We start from the raw sequence: 18,980 nt of genomic DNA, 5'->3' as shown, positions 1-18,980 counted from the left end.
GTTTGTGGCGAATTTGAAGCGAGTGTGAAGTCAGCGGCGCGGACGCTGGCCCGGTGTACCCAGCGGCAACCACAGGCTGGCCACGGTACCGCCGCCGTCGCGGGCATCGACGCTGGCGCGGCCATCATGCAGGCGCGCGACCTCCTGCACGAACGGCAGGCCCAGGCCGGAACTGCGCCGTCCGCTGCCGGGGCGGGCCAGCGAATAGAAGCGTTCGAACACCCGTTCGCGTGCATAGTCGGGAATGCCTGCACCGCGGTCGGCCACCTGCAGGCGCACGCCCTGCCCGTCCGCCTCGGCCTGCAGCGCGATCTCCGCGCCGGCCGGAGAGAACGCAATCGCGTTGTCGATCAGGTTGTGCAGTGCCTGCCGCAGCAGGTAGCCGTCGCCCTGCACCTGCAGGTCGGGCACGCTGCCGATGCGGACCTGCACGCCCACCGCCTGTGCGCGTACCTGTGCGGCCGCGGCCGCATCGGCCAACAAGGTTGGCAGCGCGATCGGATCACGGGTCTGCAGCCAGCCATGCTGTTCCACTTCGGCCAGCGCCAGCAGTTTGTCGATGGTCTCGGTCAACCGCTCCTGCTGATCGACGATGCTGCGTGCGAAATGCATGCGATCGGCTTCCGGAAGCGGCTCCTGCAGCAGCTCGGCGGCACCGCGGATCGCCGCCAATGGACTCTTCATTTCATGCGTCAGTGACTGCACGTACTGCTCGACGTAGGCCTTGCCCTCCAGCTTGCGGCGCATGGTCTCCAGTGCCTGGCCCAGATCGCCGATCTCGTCGCGGCGGCGGCGCGGCGGTGGCACCGGTTCGCCGGCGCTGACCGCACGCGCATAGCGGCTGAGCTGGCCCAGGCCCGTGGTCAGCCACATCGTCACCAGCACACCGACCAGCGCCGACAAGCCGATCAGCCAGGCACCGCGCTCGATGATGGCGCGCTGGCTGGCGGCAATGAACGGATCGATGCTGCGGTTGGGCTGGGCCAGGCTGAGCACGCCGATCAGGGTGCGCCCATCGGCCGGGTCATACACCGGCGCGGCCACGTGCATCACCGTGTCACCTTCCTCACCCGGTGTTTCCGGGCTGGAGCGGGCGCCGTACTCGCCGCGCAGCGTGCGGTACACATCATTCCAGCGCGAGTTGTCGCGCCCCAGGTCGCGGCCCAGCGAGTCGTAGATGACGATGCCCTTGGCATCGGTGATGGTCACCCGGTAATCCAGCGAGCGCTTCGGGAAGCGCCAGACCATCGCCTTCAGGTCGCGCTGTCGTGCCTTGGCGAGGTTGCGGGTGAAGCTGCCGCTGCGGATGGTGCCGGCCTTGACGTCGGCGGCGGCCATTTCGGCCAGCACGTTGGCCGCATCGACCAGGGTCGATTCCATCGCCTGACGCACACCGGGCTTCACCTCGTTGACGAACACGCGCATCACGAAGAAGGCGGCGATGCCGGTGATCAGGAAGAAGCCCAGGAACAGCTTCAGTACCAGGCGCATCGGCTAGACCTCCAGCGCGTAGCCAAGGCCACGGTGGGTACGGATCGGGTCATCGCTGGCACCGGCCGCACGCAGCTTGGCGCGCAGCGTCTTTACATGCGTATCGACGGTCCGGTCGGCGCTGTCGGCGCTGCTGTCCCAGCCACGGTCCATCAGCTGGGCACGGCTGAGAATGGCGCCGGGGCGCTGCAGCAGCGCCTCCAGCAGCGCGTACTCGTAACGGGTCAGGTCCAGTGCCTGGCCATGGAAGCGGATACGCCGGCCTTCACGGTCGATGGCAAAGGCGCCATGTTCCTGCCAGCCCGCATCGGCGCCGGGTGCTGCGACGACCGGTGCCGCGCGGCGCAGGCGCGCACGCACCCGCGCCACCAGTTCGCGCGGCGAGAACGGCTTGGTCATGTAATCGTCGGCGCCCAGCTCCAGGCCAAGCACCCGGTCCACTTCATCGTTGCGGGCGGTCAGGAAGATCACCGGCAGCTGGGCCGCCGGTCCGGGCTGCGCGCGCAGCCGCCGGCACACCTCGAAGCCGCCCAGGTCGGGCAGGCCCACGTCCAGCACCACCACGTCGATATCCCCAGCCTGCAGCCGCTGCAGGGCCTCGCCGCCCAGCAGGCAATGGCTGGCGGCATAGCCCTCGCTGCGCAGCGCATAGAGCACGGTTTCGGCGATGGCGGCTTCGTCCTCGACTACCAGGACATGGGCAACGGGAGCTGTCATGGCGCGCAGCATAGCCGCTGCGGCCGCCGCCCCGTACACTGCCGCCCATGAACTATCGCCATGCCTTCCATGCCGGCAACCACGCCGATGTGCTCAAGCACATCGTGCAGCTGGCCCTGATCGACAGCTTCAAGCGCAAGGACAGCCCGTTCTTCGTGCTCGACACCCACGGCGGTGCCGGCCGCTACCTGCTGGCCAGCGAAGAGAGCCGCAAGACCCTCGAGGCCGAATCCGGGATCATGCGGCTGATGGCCCAGCCCAAGCTGCCGGAGGTGGTCGAGCGCTATCTGAAGGCGGTACAGGCCGACAACCCGGTGGGCGCGCTGACCAATTATCCGGGCTCGCCGCTGTTGAGCGCGCAGGCCATGCGCTCCCAGGACCGCATGGCGGTGTGCGAGCTGCAGGAAGCCGAAACGGCCACGCTGAAGGCGCTGTTCGCGCATGACAGCCGGGTCGGCGTGCATCCGGGCGATGGCTATGCATTGCTGCGTTCGCTGCTGCCGCCGAAGTTCAACGGCAGCAAGATCGGCCGCGGCCTGGTGCTGATCGACCCGCCCTACGAGGCGCAGGACGCCGAATACCAGGCCGTCCTGTCCGCGCTGGCCGAGACCCTGGCACGCTGGCCGCAGGCCACCTGCGCGGTCTGGTTCCCGATCAAGCAGCGCCGCACCATCCTGCATTTCCTGCGCAAGGCCACCGCCCTTCCGGTGAAATCGGCGATGACCATCGAGTTCCTGGTACGCCCGGACGACTCACCGCTGCGCCTCAACGGCAGCGGCATGCTGCTGCTCAACCCGCCCTGGCAGTTCGACCGGGTGGTCGGCCCGGCCCTGCCGGCGCTGCGCCAGCACCTGGGCGAGCCCGGTGCCAGTACCCGCCTGGATTGGCTCAAAGCACCCGAATAACGGCCTTCACGAGGCTGTACCGCCGTGAGCCTTTCGTTCACGGAATGCAGCCCCGGTGATGCCACAATCGGTGGACCACCAAGGAATCACCCGGTATGGCCACTCGCAACCGCATGCCGCCCTGGCATGAGATCTTCAAGGCTCCCAGCGGCCACGAGCTGCTGATCCGCCCCATCCGCCCGGAAGATGGCGCACCGCTGCAAGCGGCGTTCAGCCTGTTCGGGCCGGAAGAAATCCGTGATCGTTTCCTGCAGGCGGTGACCGAGCTGTCGCCGGAAACCACCCAGCGCCTGACCCACCCCAATCCCAAGACCGAGATCACCCTGGTCGCAGCCGAATCCCTGCCCGCTGGCGAAGCGGTGGTCGGCGCGGTCGCCCGGGCCTCGATCATCCCCGGTACCCGTGAAGCCGAGTACGCGATCCTGATCAGCCGCTTCCTGATCGGCCAGGGCCTGGGCCGGCAGCTGATGCGCAAACTGGTGAAGTGGGGCCGCGGCAAGTACCTGGACCGCCTGTACGGCGACGTTGCCGCCGAGAACGAGCCGATGAAGCAGCTGGCCGCCTCGCTGGGCTTCAAGCCGGTGCCGCACCCGACCGGTGCCGAAGGCCTGGTGCGGATGGTGCTGGAGCTGGACAACTGAAGGTAGCGCCGGGCCATGCCCGGCGACGTTGATTCAACCGCTGCGCTCGCCGGGCTTGGCCCGGCGCTACACCCGCTCACGTCACGATCATGGGCCCGGCAGGGGCTTCTGCTAAAATCCGGGGTCCATGTCGCGTACCTCATATCCCGCCCCGCCGCTGCCGCGTGCCGGCCAGCTCCGCGCCTGGTGGCGCGCCCCCGCCTCGCCGACCGCCCTGGCCTGGTACCTGGCCCAGGCCGCGCGCGTGCACGACGCTCCGCTGCTGGTGATCGCCCGTGACAACCACGGTGCCAACCAGCTCGAAGCCGATCTGCACACCCTGCTCGGCGGCGACCCCGCCCTGCCGGTGGTCGCCTTCCCGGACTGGGAAACCCTGCCCTACGACCGCTTCAGCCCGCATCCGGACATCATCTCGCAGCGCCTGTCGGCCCTGCACCGCCTGCCCACGCTGAAGCGCGGCCTGGTGATCGTGCCGGTGCAGACCCTGCTGCAGCAGCTGGCCCCGCGCAGCTATGTGATCGGTGGCAGCTTCGACCTGAAGGTCGGCCAGCGCCTGGACCTGGAAGCAGAGAAGCGACGCCTGGAAAGCGCCGGCTACCGCAACGTACCGCAGGTGATGGACCCGGGTGATTTCGCCGTGCGCGGCGGCCTGCTCGACGTGTTCCCGATGGGTGCCGATGAGCCGTTGCGTGTCGAACTGCTGGACGAGGACATCGACTCGATCCGCGCCTTCGACCCGGAAAGCCAGCGTTCGCTGGACAGGGTCGAAGCGGTGCATATGCTGCCCGGCCGCGAAGTCCCCATGGACGAGGCCAGCATTGCCCGCGTGCTGGCCACGCTGCGCGAGCGCTTCGACGTCGATACCCGACGCAGCGCGCTGTACCAGGACCTGAAGTCCGGGCTGGCCCCGGCGGGCGTCGAGTACTACCTGCCGCTGTTCTTCGAGCGCACCGCAACCCTGTTCGATTACTTGCCCGACGGTAGCCTGCCGGTGGTCTGCGCCGGTGCCGGCGAAGCCGCCGAGGCGTTCTGGGCGCAGACCGGTGAGCGCTACGAACAGCGCCGCCACGATGTCGAACGGCCGCTGCTGCCGCCATCGGCGCTGTACCTGTCGCCGGAGCTCCTGCGCGAGCGCCTGAACGATGCCCCGCGCATCGAGGTGTGGGCTGCTGACCACGCACGCATCGCCGACGCGCACCCGTTGGGCGACCAGCCGTTGCCGCCGTTGCCGGTGGCCGCGCGCGACGCACCGGCCGGCGACGCACTGAAATCCTTCCTCGGCCACTACCCGGGCCGCGTGCTGATCGCGGCCGATTCGCCCGGCCGTCGTGAAGCCCTGCTGGAAGTGCTGCAGGCCGCCGAGCTGAAACCGCCGGTGGTGGCCGACCTGCCCGCGTTCCTCGCCGACGATGCGCGCTTCGCGATCGCGGTGGCGCCGCTGGAGGATGGCTTCGCACTGGACGATCCGCGCATTGCGGTGCTGACCGAACGCCAGCTGTTCCCCGAGCGCGCCGGCAGCACCCGCCGTACGCGCCGCGCCGGCCGCGAGCCGGAAGCGATCATCCGCGACCTCGGCGAACTGACCGAGGGCGCGCCGATCGTGCACGAGGACCATGGCGTCGGTCGCTACCGTGGCCTGATCGCGATGGACGTCGGCGGCATGCCCGGCGAGTTCCTCGAAATCGAATATGCCAAGGGCGACCGCCTGTATGTGCCGGTCGCCCAGCTGCACCTGATCAGCCGCTACTCCGGTGCATCGGCGGAAACCGCGCCGCTGCATTCGCTCGGTGGCGAGCAGTGGAGCAAGGCCAAGCGCAAGGCCGCCGAGAAGGTGCGCGATGTGGCTGCCGAGCTGCTGGAGATCCAGGCGCGCCGTCAGGCGCGTGCCGGCTTGGCGCTGCAGGTGGACCGTGCGATGTACGAGCCGTTCGCGGCCGGTTTCCCGTTCGAGGAAACCCCGGACCAGTTGGCCGCGATCGATGCCACCCTGCGCGACCTGGCCAGCAGCCAGCCGATGGACCGCGTGGTCTGCGGCGACGTCGGCTTCGGCAAGACCGAGGTCGCCGTGCGTGCTGCATTCGCCGCTGCCAGTGCCGGCAAGCAGGTGGCCGTGCTGGTGCCGACCACCCTGCTGGCCGAACAGCATTACCGCAACTTCCGCGACCGCTTCGCCGATTACCCGCTGAAGGTCGAGGTGCTGTCGCGCTTCAAGACCACCAAGGAAATCAAGGCCGAACTGGAGAAGGTGGCCGCCGGCACCATCGATGTCATCGTCGGCACCCACCGCCTGCTGCAGCCTGACGTGAAGTTCAAGGACCTGGGCATGGTCATCGTCGATGAGGAACAGCGCTTCGGCGTGCGCCAGAAGGAGGCCCTGAAGGCGCTGCGCGCCAACGTGCACCTGCTGACCCTGACCGCCACGCCGATCCCGCGCACCTTGAACATGGCCATGGCCGGCCTGCGTGACCTGTCGATCATCGCCACCCCACCGCCGAACCGGCTGGCGGTGCAGACCTTCATCACCCAGTGGGACAATGCGCTGCTGCGCGAAGCCTTCCAGCGCGAGCTGGCGCGCGGCGGCCAGCTGTATTTCCTGCACAACGACGTGGAAAGCATCGGCCGCATGCAGCGCGAGCTGTCCGAGCTGGTGCCGGAGGCGCGCATCGGCATCGCCCACGGCCAGATGCCCGAGCGCGAGCTGGAAAAGGTGATGCTGGATTTCCAGAAGCAGCGCTTCAACGTACTGCTGTCGACCACGATCATCGAGTCGGGCATCGACATCCCCAACGCCAACACCATCATCATCAACCGCGCCGACCGCTTCGGCCTGGCCCAGCTGCACCAGCTGCGTGGCCGCGTCGGTCGCTCGCACCACCGCGCCTACGCCTACCTGATCACGCCCGACCGCCGCGCGATCACGCCCGACGCTGAGAAGCGCCTGGAAGCGATCGCCTCGATGGACGAGCTGGGCGCCGGCTTCACCCTGGCCACGCACGATCTGGAAATCCGCGGCGCCGGTGAGCTGCTTGGCGAGGACCAGAGCGGGCAGATGGCCGAGGTCGGCTTCAGCCTGTACACCGAGCTGCTGGAGCGCGCGGTGCGCAGCATCAAGCAGGGCAAGCTGCCCGACCTGGATGCCGGCGAGGAAGTGCGCGGCGCCGAGGTCGAACTGCATGTGCCGGCGCTGATTCCGGAAGACTACCTGCCGGACGTGCACACCCGCCTGACCCTGTACAAGCGCATTTCCAGCGCGCGCGACAGCGATGCGCTGCGCGAGCTGCAGGTGGAGATGATCGACCGCTTCGGCCTGCTGCCGGATGCGGCCAAGCACCTGTTCGCCATCGCCGAGCTGAAGCTGAAAGCCAATACGCTGGGTATCCGCAAGCTCGACCTGGGCGAGAACGGCGGCCGCATCGTGTTCGAGTCCAAGCCGAACATCGATCCGATGGCGGTGATCCAGCTGATCCAGAAACAACCGAACCTCTACGCCATGGAAGGGCCTGACAAGCTGCGCATCAAGCACCCGCTGCCGTTGCCGGAAGACCGCTTCAATGCGGCCCGCGCCCTTCTGACCACCCTCGCCCCGGGTTGATCGCCCCCCGAACACCCCGCACCGGTCCCCACCCGGTGCGGGCGGATGACCATGTTCCCTGACGCCGTACCCGCCCCCGACCTGCTGCACGCGCAGGCCTGCCTGATCGATGCCCTCTCGATGTCGCTGCAGATGCGCGACGCCTACACCCGCCACCACTGCGACCGCGTCAGCCTGTTCGCGCAGCGCCTCGCCGCGCACTGCGATCTCGACGACGAGGCCTGTGCGCAGATCGGCCTGGCCGCGCGCTTCCATGACATCGGCAAGATCGGTATTCCCGATGATGTACTGCTGGCACCGCGCCGACACACCGATGAGGAACGCGCGATCATGCGTGAGCATCCGGTGCGTGGCGAACACATCTTCCTCGCCACCGGCCGCAGCGATGCCGCACCGGTCGCGCAGCTGATCCGCGCCCATCACGAGGCCTTCGATGGCAGCGGCTATCCCGATGGGCTGCGCGGTGAATCCATCCCGCTGGGCGCGCGCATCGTCACCATCGCCGATGCCTACGACGCGATGACCAGCGTGCGCCCCTATCGCGACGCGATGGAGCACGAAACCGCGTTGCGGATCATGGAAGCGCAATCCGGAGGACTGGTGGATCCCTATGTGCTGCAGCGCTTCCATCGCATGCTGGCGCGGGAGCCCGAGCTGGCCTGAGATTTTCCCGGACGTGAGGTGACGCGTCGGCTGATGTGCTGACGGATGCGTCCGCTGACGTGGCGGCTGATGCGCCGACCGACTTGCCGACGGACACGTCCGCTGATGCGTCGACCGACTTGCTGGTAGAGTCGACTGTTAGTCGACTGCTCTTGCTACAGATCGCGAAAATCCCGCGCTGCGCGCGATAGTCGACCAACGGTCGACTCTACCGACCTGGCGCCATCGTGCCGGCAAGCAAAAGGCCCGGCGTTCGCCGGGCCTTTCGCATCACGCATCACGTGCGATCAATTACCAGATCACCACGCGCTTGTCGTCGGCACGCACCATCGCATCGCCAGTCTTGCACTGGAACGCCGCAGCGAAGGACGGCATGTTCGACGGCGCGCCGTTGGCACGGAAGTTGGCCGGCGCATGCGGGTCGGTGTTCAGGCGGACGCGCAGCTCACCATCGGTGAAGTTGCGGCGCCACACGGTGGCCCAGTTCATGAAGAAGCGCTGGTCCTGGCTGTGGCCATCAACCTCGACATTGGCCTTCGGGTCTTCCTTCAGCGCCATCTGCAGCGCGTCGTAGGCCACGGTCAGGCCGCCCAGGTCGCCGATGTTTTCGCCCAGGGTCAGCTTGCCCTTCACGAACACGCCCGGCACCGATTCATAGGCATCGAACTGCGCGACCAGCTGGTCGGTACGCTCGGTGAAGGCCTTGCGGTCGGCGTCGGTCCACCAGTTGTCGAAATTGCCGTTGGCGGCGAACTGGCTGCCCGAGTCATCGTAGCCGTGCATCATTTCGTGGCCGATGACCGCACCGATGCCACCGTAGTTCAGCGCCGGATCGGCCTTGGCGTCGAAGAACGGCGCCTGCAGGATCGCCGCCGGGAACACGATCTCGTTCTTGGTGGCGTTGTAGTACGCGTTGACGGTCTGCGGGGTCATGCCCCACTCGGTCTTGTCCACCGGCTTGCCGATCTTGTCCAGCATGTAGCGGTAGTTGAACGCACGCGCCGCCTGCATGTTGCCCAGATAGCTGTCGCCGTTGGTCTGCAGGCCCGCCCAGTCACGCCACTTGTCCGGGTAGCCGATCTTCGGAGTGAAGCTCGCCCACTTTTCCAGTGCCTTCTTCCTGGTTTCTTCGCCCATCCACGGCAGCTGCTCCAGGCGCGCCTTCAGCGCCTGCGACAGGTTCTCCACCAGGTGCTGCATGGCCACCTTCGACTCGGCCGGGAACACGGCGTCGACGTACAGCTGGCCCAGCGCTTCGCCCATGCCACCGTTGACCGACTCCAGCACGCGCTTCCAGCGCGGCTGCATTTCCTTCTGGCCACGCAGGGTGGTGCCGTAAAAATCGAAGTTGGCCTTCTCGAACTGGCTGCTCAGGTACGGCGAGGCGTCGTCGATGGTGTGGAAGCGCAGGTAGGCCTGCCAGGTGCTGGCCGGCACGTCGGCGAGCATCTTGTCCATTTCACCGAAGAAGCCCGGCTGGGCCAGCGAGAACTTCTGCGCGGCCGGCACCTTCAGGGTATCGAACAGCGCGGTCCAGCTGAAGTTCGGGGTCAGCTTGTCGGCGTCGGCGGCGCTGAGCGGGTTATAGCGCTTGGCCGGATCACGCATTTCGATGCGTGACATCGAGGCCTTGGCCAGGCGGGTTTCGAAGGCCATCACGGCCTTGGCCTGCTCGGCGGCCTGCGCCGCGTCCACACCGGACAGGGTCAGCACCTGTGCGATGTAGGCGACGTAGGCGTCGCGGATCTTGGCCTGCGCATCGTCGAAGTAGTAGCCCTTCTCCGGCAGGCCCAGGCCGCCCTGGCCGACGTAGGCGATGACGTTGGCCGAATCCTTGTAGTCGGCATTGGCGAACAGCGAGAACAGCACGCCCTTGCCCTCGGCCTGGCTGTCGCGCAGGTACTGGGTGATGGCGGCGGTGTCGTTCAGTGCAGTGATCTTGTCCAGCTGCGGCTGCAGCGGCGCCAGGCCGGCGGCTTCGATCTTGGCTTCGTCGTTGCCGGTCTTCCAGATGTCACCGATCTTGGCTTCCACCGAACCGGCCTTGGCCTGGCTGGCGGCGGCCTGCTGCACCAGCGCGTGCTGCACTTCCAGCGAGCGCTCGCGCAGGATCTCGAAGCTGCCCCAGGTGGTCTGGTCGCCCGGCACCGGGTTGGCCTTCAGCCACTTGCTGTTGACGAAGCCATTGAGATCGGTACAGGCCGAGATCGACGGGTCCAGATCGGCGCTGTTGAGCGAGATCAGCGGGGTCTTGATCTGCGACTGGTCGAAGGCCGGCTTGGCGTCGGCGTTGGCAGCCGGCGCAGATTCATTCTTGCCACAGGCGGCCAGCGAGGCAGCAATGGCGATGGTCAGGCCCAGCGGGGCCAGGTTGCGGAAGTTCATGAGGCTCTCCTGCGGGTAATTTCACAGGGTAGCCGGGAAGGCCCAGCGCGGGGACCGGCCAAAGGTCACGAGCCCCCGCCGCGGCTTCCGCCACATGCCGGTATGCTCTGGCCTCCGCGAACATTGGAGCTCATGACCATGGACGAACCTGCACTGCTGCTGGCCGTCGACGCCTGTGAGTTTCTGTTCCTGACGAGCATTGGCGAGCCGGAAGCGAATCAACTGCGCCTGGTCGTCGAAGAAGGCCAAGTCGTCGGAAAACCCTCCCGTGTGGAGCTCGGTCATGGACGTTCAATCGATGGTGTTCGTGCAATAGAGGTGGTGCCCCACTCGCAGCGGTTTGAACTGATCTGGGACCACTACATCAGCTATGCCGTGCACAACGAGTCCTACCAGAGCTGGGATGACTCCGAAGCCTGGAGCGGCAACCTGTTCCGCCGATACAGCCGTTCGAAGTTCCTTGATTATCTGGACCGTGCCACCTTCGCTGATACCCGTTACCCGGGCCCATTCACGCACTATCAGGTGATATGCCAGGACCACGTCATCGACATTGCTGCATTGCAGCCGCCGAAGGTGCGCCTGCTGGGCCCTTCGTAGCGGACAGATACAGCCACCCGTGGGGTGGCTCTACTGGGTTGCGACAGCGTCAGCCGAGCGTGGGCTCGACGCTACAGAAGAGAAGGCCGGCTTGCGCTGGCCTTCTGCTGCTTATTTCGCTTTGCCCTGGTTGGCCACGGCTTCAGCGGCCTTCCGCGCCGCCTCCGGGTCGCCCAGGTAGCGGAACGACTGCACGGTCAGGTCATCGTTCAGTTCGAACAGCAGCGGGATGCCGGTCGGGATGTTCAGCTCGAGGATTTCCTCGCGCGAGACGTTGTTGAGGTACTTGTACAGCGCGCGCAGCGAGTTGCCGTGGGCGGTGACCAGCACGGTCTTCCCGTCCTTCAGCTGCGGCGCAATCGCGTCGTGCCAGTACGGCAGCACGCGGTCCAGGGTGGTGGCCAGCGATTCGGTGCCCGGCAGCGCGTTGCGATCGAGGCCGGCATAGCGGCGATCATGGATCGGGTGGCCCGGATCTTCCAGGTCCATGGCCGGCGGCGGGATGTCGTACGACCGGCGCCACACCTTGACCTGGTCCTCGCCGTGCTTGGCTGCAGTCTCGGCCTTGTCCAGGCCCTGCAGGCCGCCGTAGTGGCGCTCGTTGAGGCGCCAGGACTTGCTCACCGGCAGCCAGTCCTGCTCCAGCTCGGCCAGCGCCCCCTGCAGGGTGTGGATGGCACGCTTGAGCACGGAGGTATGGGCGACGTCGAACTGCAGGCCTTCCTCGCGCATCAGGCGACCGGCGGCGGCCGCTTCCCGGCGCCCCTGCTCGGTCAGGTCGACATCGACCCAGCCGGTGAAGCGGTTGTCCAGGTTCCACTGGCTCTGGCCATGGCGCAACAGTACGAGTTTACGGGTCACTGCAGGGTCTCCAACGCGAGGAAAGGCAGGCCGCCATTGTAGCCCCGGCCGCCACTCACCGGGCCGTGGCGCCACCCATGCGATGCTGTGGCCAATGAATACGGTGATCGACCCCGGACGCTGGGAAGGCAGCGTCGCCACTGCCCGCGCGCAGCAGACCCAGCTTGCCAGCCGCGTGGAGCGCCAGGACCGCCTGCCGCGCAACGTGCGCTGGCTTGCCGGGCTGGATGTCGGCTTCGAGGACAACGGCGCCATCACCCGCGCCGCAGCGGTGCTGCTGGATGCGAATACGCTGCAGCCCGTGGCGCAGGAGATCGCGCGGATTCCTACGGTGATGCCGTACATCCCCGGCCTGCTCAGCTTCCGCGAACTGCCAGCGTTGTTGGCCGCGCTGACGCTGCTGCCACGCACGCCGGACCTGGTATTCGTCGATGGCCACGGCATCAGCCATCCACGCCGGTTGGGCGTGGCCGCGCACCTGGGCGTGGTCACCGACCTGCCCAGCATCGGCGTCGCAAAGTCGAAACTGGTGGGCCGGTTCATCGAACCGGGCGCCGAAGCGGGCGCGCATGCTGGACTGCTGGACGGCGATGAGCAGCTGGGCTGGGTGCTGCGCAGCAAGCTGCGCTGCAAGCCGCTGTTCGTGGCCGGTGGCCATCGAGTCGGTGCCGATACCGCGCTGGACTGGGTGCGGCGCACCCTGCGCGGTTACCGGCTGCCGGAGCCGACCCGGCTGGCGGATCGACTGGCTTCCCGACGGGACGAATGACCTTCGCTGCTCTGGACGGATGCAGCCTGCGCAGTCGCGTCGGGACGATTGGGTAGAGTCGACTGTCAGTCGACTATCGCGCAGCGCGGGCTCTGTCGCAGCCTCGCAGAAGAGCAGTCGACTGACAGTCGACTCTACCAAGCCGGATTCGCCCGGTCGGTTTCACCCGATCCGCGTGACGGCACATCCCATTCAACGATGCACGTGGCCGCGATGGCCCTGCGCGTCCTCGCCATGGTCATGACCTTCATGGCCCTCGTGCTCGCCGCCCTTGGCCGGCACCGGTTCACCGCAGGCTTCGCCACAGTGGTCGGCCTCGATCTGCAGCGTCACGTGCTCGATGCCGAAATCATCGTGGAGGCGGGCGCCCAGCTCACGGCGTAGCGCATCGGCATCGGTGCCGTCGCGCATCACGACATGCGCGGTCAGCGCCGGCGTGCTGGAGGCCAGCGCCCACACGTGCAGGTCATGCACGTCCAGTACCGCGGCATGGCCGGACAGGCTGTCGCGCACCTTGGCCACGTCCATGCCCTTGGGCACGCCTTCCAGCAACACGTTGATCGCCTCGCGCATCAGCACCCAGGTGCGCGGCAGCACCCACAGGCCGATCAGCACCGCCAGGATCGGGTCGATAGGCTTCCAGCCCGTGAACTGGATCAGCAACGCACCCGCGATCACCGCCACCGAGCCGAGCATGTCCGCCCAGACTTCCAGGTAGGCGCCCTTTACGTTGAGGCTCTCGCCACTGCCGGCCTGCAGCAGGCGCATCGAGATCAGGTTGATGACCAGACCTGCAGCCGCGATCACCAGCATGCCGGTGGAGGCGATCTCCTGCGGCTTGCTGAAGCGCCCGACGGCTTCCCACAGGATGTAGCCGGCAACCACGAACAGCATCGCGCCGTTGATCATCGCGCCCAGTGCTTCCAGGCGCGCGTAGCCATAGGTGCGGCGCGCATCCGGCGGGCGCCGGCTCAGCCGCACCGCGATCAGCGCGATCATCAGCGCCAATGCGTCGGTGGCCATGTGGGCCGCGTCGGACAACAGCGCCAGGCTGTTGGTCCAGAACGCACCCACCACCTCGACGACGAGGAAGGTGGAGGTCAGGCCGAGTGCCCACCACAAGGGCTTCTCGTGGCGGATCTCGGACGGCAGGTGGTCGTGGTCGTGGCCCATGGCAACAGCTCCTTTGCGATGGAGGCAGGCTACGCTGGCGACCGTGGGGAAACTATCACGGTATTTATAACATTGCAGAATCCACGGCGCGGGTCGCTGCAGGTTGCGCCTGCGCCGGGCCACACTATGATGGCCGCATCCCCTCTGGACGGGGAACGGGCAGCCAGATCGCTTCGGCGTTGCTGCCCGCAATGGACACCCAAGCACAAGGAATCTGGAACATGTGGACTACCAAGACCCCCTGGGTCGCCGTCGCCGTAGCCTGCGCGCTGGGTTTGGCCGCAAGCGCCTCGGCCAAGACCTGCCAACAGAACTTCCAGGCAGTAGGCGACCCCCGCAATGGCCAGTTCTTCACCTCCGAAGTCACCCTTCCCGGCCTGAAGCCCCGCAGTGCGCTCGGACAGCTCCGCAAGGCAGCGCTTGATGAGGGCAACAACTTCGTCAGCGGTGATGTCATCACCGAGACCGAAGGCCAGATGTACGTGCTGCAGACCGACACGAAGATGCCGCTGGTCAGCATCATCACCGCCTCCAATGGCGGCAACGTGGTGGTCGGCACCAAGCTGTCACGCGGGCAGACTGCCAAGGAAGAGGACGCGCGCAGCGCGCTGTGCGGCTGGCTGGACAAGCTCAAGACCGGCCCCGAAGGCGAGGCGATCGCCGAAGCCGTACGTGTCTCCAGCGGTTTCGACAAGCCGATCCAGGCTACTGCGGTCGGCATGTCCACCGAGATGGGCAAGGACGCCAAGCGCCTGCAGCGGGAAATCAACACCGCACCGCTCAGGGCACTGTTCTCCGGCACCAGCACTGCGCCGGATACCGAAGCAATGTACCAGCCGTTGCTCGTCAAGTACTTCGGCCGTCGTTTCATCATCGATGGCCAGGTCTACACCGCTCAGCCCAACCGCTTTGCCAAGACCTTCGAGGTCGGCTATCTGGTCACCAAGATGAAGGGCATCGGTGGCATTGGTGGACGCCAGTCGAACGACGACAACAACGCCAACTTCACCGTGCACTGTGCGCTGGCCCCGGATCAGATGGCGCTGGGTGCCACTCTGCGCGAGAACGACTGGGTGAAGTTGGAGGGCGTGGTCGACAAGATGGACACCGGTGGCGTCCACCTGCGCGATTGCCGGCAGGTGAAGTAACCATCAGGCTGCGCCGGGGAGCTCCCCGGCGCAGCGCTCATCCAGTCAGAATCCGAAGCGCAGGCTGGCCCAGTACGCGCGGCCCGGCTCGTTATAGGTTGCCGCGCCGGCATCGCTGCTGTTGGCCTCACGGAACAGGCGCTTGTCAGCCAGGTTGTTGACGCCGAAGCCGAAGCTGACCGTCTCGGTCACCTTGTAGCGCGCGCTCACGCCCCAGATGTTGTATGCACCACGATCCTGCAGCGCGAGCGACGGATCGCAGGTGCCGGTACAGCGCGGATCGTTGTTGATGTTGGTGGTAGCCGGCTTCTGCTTGCCATAGAACGTGCCAGTCAGCAGCAACGACAGCTTGTCGGTGGCCTGCCAGTCCAGCATCGTGTTGATGGTGTACTTCGGGATCACCGACAACGGCTGGCGCGTGGTCTTGTTCTCGTTCTCCACCATGTAGGTGAAGTTGTTGCTCCACTTCAGGCGGTTGCCCTGCTCGCCCAGCAGCGGGACCACCAGATTGCCTTCCAGCCCCTGCACGATCGCCTTCGGTGCGTTCTCCCAGCGGAAGATGCGGCCGCGGCCGTCGGCGGTCAGGCCGATCTGGTCGTAGCCGGCCTGGATCTTGTCCTTGTAGTCGTTGTGGAAGTAGGTCAGCGACGCCTGCCAGCCGCTCTGCGGCGCCCATTCGATGCCCAGTTCCTTGTTCAGGCTGGTTTCCGCCTTCAGGTCCGCGCTGCCGCGCATGTAGCAGCCGGCGCCCAGGCTCGGCAGTGCATTCGGGCAACCGTTGCCGCGGGTGTAGTACAGATAGTCTGGATTCGACTGGTACAGGTTCGGCGCCTTGAATGCACGGGCGATGCCCCCCTTCACCACCCAGTCGCCGTTGATGCGGAACTGCGCGTTGAGGCTGGGGCTGGTGTTATTGCCGAACTGGCTGTGGTGGTCGAAGCGCAGGCCCGGGGTAACGATCCAGCGCTCACCCAGGTAGATGTTGTCTTCGACGAACACGGCGGTGGTCTGCGCATCGGCCTTGCCCCGCGCACGATCGGCCGACAGCCCCGGGATGCCGCCGCCGCTGCTGCTGGACTGGCTCATCGAGTACGGGTCGGTCAGGCGGCTGTCCAGGTATTCAAAGCCAAGCGTCCAGATGTTCTCGGCGCCGCCCAGCGTGGTCGGGAAGCTCACTTCGCCATCCAGCTGGTAATTGCGCAGGCGCGAGGTCGACCAGTCGGTACCGTTGAAGCTGCCTTCCGGGCCACCGGCCAGGCCTTCGTTGATGCGCGAGTTGTTCACCGCCTCCACCGCGGCCGTCACCCGCGAGGTGACATCGCCCCAGCGGCCACGATGGGTGATCGCGCCGGTGTTGCGGTACATGCGGTTGGTTTCCGCCTTGTCGTCGGCCAAGGCGGCCAGATCGATGCCGGTCGAAGTGCCGGTGGTGCTGACCGCACGGTCGCCGGCGTAGATGTTGCCCTGGCGGCTGGTGCCGGCTTCAAACTCGACCACCTGGTTGGCGGTCACGTCCCAGCGCAGCAGCGCGTTGACATCGCGGTTCTTGACGCCCTCACGACCGGCCGGCGGTACCGCGTTCGGGTTGGTAGCGTACTGGCGGTTGAGCTCCAGCGAGTCCGCGTCGGTCTTGTTGAGATTGCCGTACAGGCGGAACGACAGGGTGTCGGTCATCGGCCCACTCAGCTGCAGGCCGATGCGTTCGCTGCCACCTTCGGCGCTGTGTTCGGGCACCAGCCCATACAGGTCCACCGCACCGGTCAGGTCGCCGGTCGGGCGCTTGGTGATGATGTTGACCACGCCGCCGGAAGCACCGGAGCCATAGCGTGCCGCCGCCGGGCCGCGCAGCACCTCGATGCGCTCGATCATTTCCGCCGGCACCCAGTTGGTATCGCCACGGGTATTGCGCTCGCCGCTGCGGCCCATGCGTACTGCATCGCGGGCACCGATGCGCTTGCCATCGACCAGGATCAGGGTGTTTTCCGGGCCCATGCCGCGCAGATCGATCTGGCGGTTGTTGCCGTACTGGCCGGAGGCACTGTTGCCGGTCAGGTTGACGCCCGGCATGGTGCGAAGCAGCTCGGCGATGTCGTTGGCCGGCGGGCGCCTGGCGATGTCCTCGGCGGTGATCGTCGAGGTACCCAGCGCTTGGCGTGCGATCTGCGAGGCGGTGACATGCACCGTGTCGATATCGGTGGCGTCGGTTTCGGCATGGGCGGTCAGGGCGCCGCCCGCCAACAGGGCGGTAACGGCGAGCGCCAGCGGGCGCGGCGAAAGGACAACGGCAGGGGACATGATCAGGACCTTCTGGCAGGGCTACGGGGCCTCTGGCAAAGGGCTTGAGGCAACGACGAGGGGGAGGTGCGGAACGTTGCTGCAGGCACCTGCACCCCGCTCCGTGCGCGCATTCTCCCATTAATGCGAGTGATTCTCAAATGCGTTCGCGCATTGCCGCAGCGGCACCGATGTGGTTTGCGCACCGCGCAACCCTGCACCCCGCGTAAACTGGCTGGCTAACCCGCCATCAACCGCACGCCGCCGCGGCCGATACCCGTGGTTTGCCGTACGCAGTCAGAGATCGACGTGGAAACACCCCAACTGGATGAAGCCAGCCAACCGCTGGCCGAGGCGTGGCAACTGTGCCTGCAGCAGGCCGGCCCAGCCGCCACCGCGCTGCTGCACGCCGCCGCCGCGGACGCGCCACCGGCGCTCGCCGGGCGCTTCTATGAAGTGCTGCTGCAGGATGGCCGCGCGCGCCGCTTCCTGTCCCACGAGCAGGTCAAGCAGCGCCTGCAGCCGGCCATGCAGCGCTGGCTGGTACAACTGCTGACCACCGACACCGCCGGCGTCGTCGCCACCGTCGCCTCGCAGCGGGTGATCGGCGACGTGCATGCGCGGGTTGGCATTCCGGTCGATCTGGTCACCCGCGGCGCACGCGTGCTCAAGCACGAACTGTTCCTGCGCCTACGCGACGATGCGCCGGACAGCGCCACCGCCTTCGCTGCCATCGACTGCCTCAGCGCGATCATGGACATCGCCATGGAAGGCATGACCCTGGCCTACACCCATGCGCGCGAACGCTCCACCCGTGCCGACGCCGCCTACAGGCTGTTCTCGCTGGTGCAGAACGTCGGTACCGAACGCGAGCGCCAGCGCGCACTGCTGCTGGACTGGGAGAACGCCCTGCTCTACGCACTCGCCGGCCACGTGCAGGCCAGCGACAACGCCAGCCTCGCCACCTCGGAGTTCGGCCTGTGGTTCACCCACAAGGGTATCCCCAGCTTCGGCGAAAGCAGCGAAACGCAGCAGGTGGGCCAGTTGATGGCCCGCATTGACGGCCACCTGCAGCGCGCGAGTGGCGATGCTCCGGCGCAGCGACTGGCGGTGCTGCCGGCCATCCGCGAGGACCTGGCCGCGATCCGCACCCTGATGACGCTGCTGTTCGAACGCATCGGCGAACTGGATGCCGGCAGCGATGCCCTGACCAACCTGCTCAACCGCCGCTTCCTGCCCACCGTGCTGCGCCGGGAAATCGAGCTGGCCACCCGCAACCGCACGCCGTTCTCGCTGCTGCTGCTCGACCTGGATCATTTCAAGGCAATCAACGACGGCCACGGCCACGATGCCGGCGACCGCGCGTTGCAGCACGTCGCCGGCCTGCTCGGCCAGCTGACCCGCGGCAGTGATTACCTGTTCCGCTATGGCGGCGAGGAGTTCGTGGTGGTGCTGGTCGCGGCCAGCGAATCACAGGCCGCGGTGATCGCCGAGAGCCTGCGCCGGCAGATCGCGCAGTCACCCGTGGCATTGGCCAACGGCCAGGTGCTGGAGCTGACCGCCAGCATCGGCGTGGCCGGTCACGATGGTCATCCGGATTACGAGCGGCTGATGGCACGTGCCGACGCCGCGATGTACGAGGCCAAGCGCAGCGGCCGCAACCGCGTGGTGGTGGCCAGCGCGGACCTGCAGGAAGCCCCGGGGCGGCGTGCACTGCAGCGATGACGGCAGGACAGGTAGAGTCGACCGCTGGTCGACTAT

Annotated in this window: 14 protein-coding genes; 8 read left to right on the top strand and 6 right to left on the bottom strand. The window is 66.9% G+C overall.

Features of this window, described 5'->3' with window-relative positions:
- Nucleotides 1-30 precede the first annotated feature (30 nt).
- Together creC and creB are read right to left on the bottom strand one after the other, a co-directional pair.
- Nucleotides 31-1,491, bottom strand: coding sequence for a two-component system sensor histidine kinase CreC (gene creC, locus ACZK29_RS06475; protein ID WP_100443645.1), 1,461 nt, complete (start codon nucleotides 1,489-1,491; stop codon nucleotides 31-33).
- A 3-nt stretch (nucleotides 1,492-1,494) separates the two neighbouring features.
- Nucleotides 1,495-2,220, bottom strand: coding sequence for a two-component system response regulator CreB (gene creB / locus ACZK29_RS06470; protein WP_111204657.1), 726 nt, complete (start codon nucleotides 2,218-2,220; stop codon nucleotides 1,495-1,497).
- Between the two features lie 35 nt (nucleotides 2,221-2,255).
- Here creB and ACZK29_RS06465 point away from each other — a divergent pair, with 35 nt between their 5' ends.
- From ACZK29_RS06465 to ACZK29_RS06450, 4 genes are all read left to right on the top strand, one after another.
- Nucleotides 2,256-3,113, top strand: coding sequence for a 23S rRNA (adenine(2030)-N(6))-methyltransferase RlmJ (locus ACZK29_RS06465; RefSeq protein ID WP_111204658.1), 858 nt, complete (start codon nucleotides 2,256-2,258; stop codon nucleotides 3,111-3,113).
- A gap of 95 nt (nucleotides 3,114-3,208) precedes the next feature.
- Nucleotides 3,209-3,754 carry a GNAT family N-acetyltransferase gene (locus ACZK29_RS06460; protein WP_004150340.1) on the top strand — a complete coding sequence of 182 codons (546 nt, stop codon included), beginning with the start codon at nucleotides 3,209-3,211 and terminating at the stop codon, nucleotides 3,752-3,754.
- A 127-nt stretch (nucleotides 3,755-3,881) separates the two neighbouring features.
- Nucleotides 3,882-7,346 carry a transcription-repair coupling factor gene (gene mfd, locus ACZK29_RS06455; RefSeq protein WP_111204659.1) on the top strand — a complete coding sequence of 1,155 codons (3,465 nt, stop codon included), beginning with the start codon at nucleotides 3,882-3,884 and terminating at the stop codon, nucleotides 7,344-7,346.
- Nucleotides 7,347-7,391: 45 nt separating this feature from the next.
- On the top strand, nucleotides 7,392-8,009 hold the full coding sequence (locus ACZK29_RS06450) for an HD-GYP domain-containing protein (RefSeq protein ID WP_111204660.1): 618 nt from the start codon (nucleotides 7,392-7,394) through the stop codon (nucleotides 8,007-8,009).
- A 291-nt stretch (nucleotides 8,010-8,300) separates the two neighbouring features.
- Here ACZK29_RS06450 and ACZK29_RS06445 read toward each other — a convergent pair whose 3' ends face one another.
- Nucleotides 8,301-10,394 (bottom strand): M13 family metallopeptidase, encoded by a 2,094-nt coding sequence (locus ACZK29_RS06445; protein WP_478446814.1) that lies wholly within the window; start codon nucleotides 10,392-10,394, stop codon nucleotides 8,301-8,303.
- A 138-nt stretch (nucleotides 10,395-10,532) separates the two neighbouring features.
- Between ACZK29_RS06445 and ACZK29_RS06440 the strand changes: the two genes are divergently transcribed.
- On the top strand, nucleotides 10,533-10,994 hold the full coding sequence (locus tag ACZK29_RS06440; RefSeq protein ID WP_239503997.1) for a hypothetical protein: 462 nt from the start codon (nucleotides 10,533-10,535) through the stop codon (nucleotides 10,992-10,994).
- 111 nt (nucleotides 10,995-11,105) lie between these two features.
- On the opposite strand, the gene gpmA is transcribed toward ACZK29_RS06440, so the two are convergent.
- Nucleotides 11,106-11,855 (bottom strand): 2,3-diphosphoglycerate-dependent phosphoglycerate mutase, encoded by a 750-nt coding sequence (gene gpmA, locus ACZK29_RS06435; RefSeq protein ID WP_111204662.1) that lies wholly within the window; start codon nucleotides 11,853-11,855, stop codon nucleotides 11,106-11,108.
- Between the two features lie 94 nt (nucleotides 11,856-11,949).
- Between gpmA and nfi the strand changes: the two genes are divergently transcribed.
- The gene (gene nfi / locus ACZK29_RS06430; RefSeq protein WP_111204663.1) at nucleotides 11,950-12,624 is read left to right on the top strand and encodes a deoxyribonuclease V; all 675 of its coding nucleotides are present in this window, start codon (nucleotides 11,950-11,952) and stop codon (nucleotides 12,622-12,624) included.
- Nucleotides 12,625-12,816: 192 nt separating this feature from the next.
- Here nfi and ACZK29_RS06425 read toward each other — a convergent pair whose 3' ends face one another.
- Nucleotides 12,817-13,797, bottom strand: coding sequence for a cation diffusion facilitator family transporter (locus ACZK29_RS06425; RefSeq protein WP_164146936.1), 981 nt, complete (start codon nucleotides 13,795-13,797; stop codon nucleotides 12,817-12,819).
- Nucleotides 13,798-14,018: 221 nt separating this feature from the next.
- On the opposite strand from ACZK29_RS06425, the gene ACZK29_RS06420 reads away from it, so the two are divergent.
- On the top strand, nucleotides 14,019-14,945 hold the full coding sequence (locus ACZK29_RS06420) for a hypothetical protein (RefSeq protein WP_111204665.1): 927 nt from the start codon (nucleotides 14,019-14,021) through the stop codon (nucleotides 14,943-14,945).
- Nucleotides 14,946-14,990: 45 nt separating this feature from the next.
- Here the strand turns inward: ACZK29_RS06420 and ACZK29_RS06415 are convergent, their stop codons facing one another.
- A complete protein-coding gene (locus ACZK29_RS06415; protein WP_111203337.1) occupies nucleotides 14,991-17,240 on the bottom strand; it encodes a TonB-dependent siderophore receptor in 2,250 nt (749 codons plus the stop codon).
- Between the two features lie 288 nt (nucleotides 17,241-17,528).
- On the opposite strand from ACZK29_RS06415, the gene ACZK29_RS06410 reads away from it, so the two are divergent.
- Nucleotides 17,529-18,944, top strand: a complete 1,416-nt coding sequence (locus ACZK29_RS06410) for a GGDEF domain-containing protein (RefSeq protein WP_111203338.1) — start codon at nucleotides 17,529-17,531, stop codon at nucleotides 18,942-18,944.
- Nucleotides 18,945-18,980 lie beyond the last annotated feature (36 nt).

The sequence above is a fragment of the Stenotrophomonas sp. 89682_Sma genome, assembly GCF_056481405.1.
This window is presented reverse-complemented; position numbering and strand designations above follow the sequence as displayed.

Bases quoted from the DNA above. Each gene is read 5' to 3' on its own strand.
- nfi (WP_111204663.1), top strand. From the start codon at position 11,950: ATGAATACGGTGATCGACCCCGGACGCTGGGAAGGCAGCGTCGCCACT.
- ACZK29_RS06445 (WP_478446814.1), bottom strand. From the start codon at position 10,394: ATGAACTTCCGCAACCTGGCCCCGCTGGGCCTGACCATCGCCATTGCT.
- mfd (WP_111204659.1), top strand. From the start codon at position 3,882: ATGTCGCGTACCTCATATCCCGCCCCGCCGCTGCCGCGTGCCGGCCAG.
- ACZK29_RS06465 (WP_111204658.1), top strand. From the start codon at position 2,256: ATGAACTATCGCCATGCCTTCCATGCCGGCAACCACGCCGATGTGCTC.
- ACZK29_RS06420 (WP_111204665.1), top strand. From the start codon at position 14,019: ATGTGGACTACCAAGACCCCCTGGGTCGCCGTCGCCGTAGCCTGCGCG.
- creC (WP_100443645.1), bottom strand. From the start codon at position 1,491: ATGCGCCTGGTACTGAAGCTGTTCCTGGGCTTCTTCCTGATCACCGGC.
- ACZK29_RS06440 (WP_239503997.1), top strand. From the start codon at position 10,533: ATGGACGAACCTGCACTGCTGCTGGCCGTCGACGCCTGTGAGTTTCTG.
- ACZK29_RS06460 (WP_004150340.1), top strand. From the start codon at position 3,209: ATGGCCACTCGCAACCGCATGCCGCCCTGGCATGAGATCTTCAAGGCT.
- ACZK29_RS06415 (WP_111203337.1), bottom strand. From the start codon at position 17,240: ATGTCCCCTGCCGTTGTCCTTTCGCCGCGCCCGCTGGCGCTCGCCGTT.
- creB (WP_111204657.1), bottom strand. From the start codon at position 2,220: ATGCTGCGCGCCATGACAGCTCCCGTTGCCCATGTCCTGGTAGTCGAG.
- ACZK29_RS06425 (WP_164146936.1), bottom strand. From the start codon at position 13,797: ATGGGCCACGACCACGACCACCTGCCGTCCGAGATCCGCCACGAGAAG.
- ACZK29_RS06450 (WP_111204660.1), top strand. From the start codon at position 7,392: ATGACCATGTTCCCTGACGCCGTACCCGCCCCCGACCTGCTGCACGCG.